This is a genomic window from Desulfothermus okinawensis JCM 13304, from assembly GCF_054654515.1.
This window is the reverse complement of the sequence record NZ_BAAIEW010000055.1, coordinates 1-1,427: the sequence shown is the minus strand read 5'-3', so window position 1 is coordinate 1,427 and position 1,427 is coordinate 1. Positions and strand designations below refer to the sequence as shown.

Annotated in this window: 1 protein-coding gene; it reads left to right on the top strand. The window is 38.0% G+C overall.

Features of this window, described 5'->3' with window-relative positions; translation table 11 throughout:
• Window positions 1-1,427 (top strand): IS1634 family transposase (locus ACYQ0O_RS12930; protein WP_459893734.1); only part of this gene is annotated, 1,427 nt, incomplete at both ends.

The window sequence follows — 1,427 nt, the reverse complement described above, 5'->3', positions numbered from 1 at the left end:
TAGTTGAGAACAAAGTAAAACATGGTAAGAAGATATATAATTCTATACTGCTCCGTGAATCTTATAGAGAAGACGGAAAAGTTAAAAAGAGGACTATAGCAAATCTTTCTCATTGTTCCAGGGAAGAGATTGATGCAATAAAACTGGCACTTAAGTGTAAGGGTAATTTGGCTCAGTTAGTAAACATTGCTAAAGATATAAAATTGGAGCAGGGACTTTCTGTAGGGGCTGTATGGGCGCTGTATAAGTGTGCTGATAGGTTGGGTATAGTAAGGGCCTTGGGGAGAAGCACAGAGGGGAAGCTGGCCCTGTGGCAGGTATTGGCAAGGGTAATAATGCAGGGTTCAAGGCTTTCTTCTGTGAGGTTGGCACAGCAGCATGCGGTATTGGAAATATTGGGTTTGAAGAGGGGCTTTGATGAAAATGATCTTTACGATAATCTAAAATGGTTGGCGAATAATCAGGAGAAGATAGAGGAGAAATTATTGGAAGCTAGGGGGAAAAAGGGGCAGATAAATCTTTTTTTGTATGATGTTACCAGTAGTTATTTGGAGGGAGAGAAGAATTATTTTGCTGAGTATGGATACAATCGTGACGGTAAAAAGGGTAAAAAGCAGATAGTGATAGGGATGCTTTGTGATGATGAGGGAATGCCTGTATCAGTTGAAGTTTTTAAGGGGAATACATCTGACATGAAGACGTTTTATTCTCAGGTAAAAAAAGTAGCAGAGAGATTTGGGTGCCAAAAAGTCACATTTGTAGGTGACAGGGGTATGATAAAAACAGGACAAATAGAGAGTTTGCCTGAGGGTTTTCACTATATTACAGCAATTACAAAGGAGCAGATAAGAAGTCTTCTTCAATGGCGAGTTATACAGCTTACCTTTTTTGATAAGGATTTGTGTGAGGTTATTGATGGCTCAGTGCGTTATATCTTAAGAAGGAACCCTATAAGGCAAAAGGATCTTCATAATCATCGAGAAAAAAAGATTGTTTATATAAAAAAGAAAATTGAAGAGAAAAACAAATACTTAAAAGAACATCCCAGGGCCAGGATTGAAGTGGCCATAAAAAATCTAACAGCTCTAATAGAGAAGCTACAAATAGGAAAATGGGCTAGTGTAAAGTCAACTGGTAGAAGCCTTTATCTTGCAATAGACGAAGAAGCATTAAAGCAAGAACAAATGCTTGATGGATGCTATGTGATAAAAACCGATCTCAAAAAAGAAGTAGCAGATAAAAAAACAGTTCATGATCGGTACAAAGATTTGGCTTTAGTAGAACAGGTTTTCAGGACTTCGAAATCTACCCTAAATGTAAGGCCAGTGTTTGTTAGAACAAAAGGAAGTACCAGAGGCCATGTATTTGTTGTAATGCTTGCTTATATATTGGTTAAGTATCTTCAAGAGGCCTGGGAGTCTGTGAAT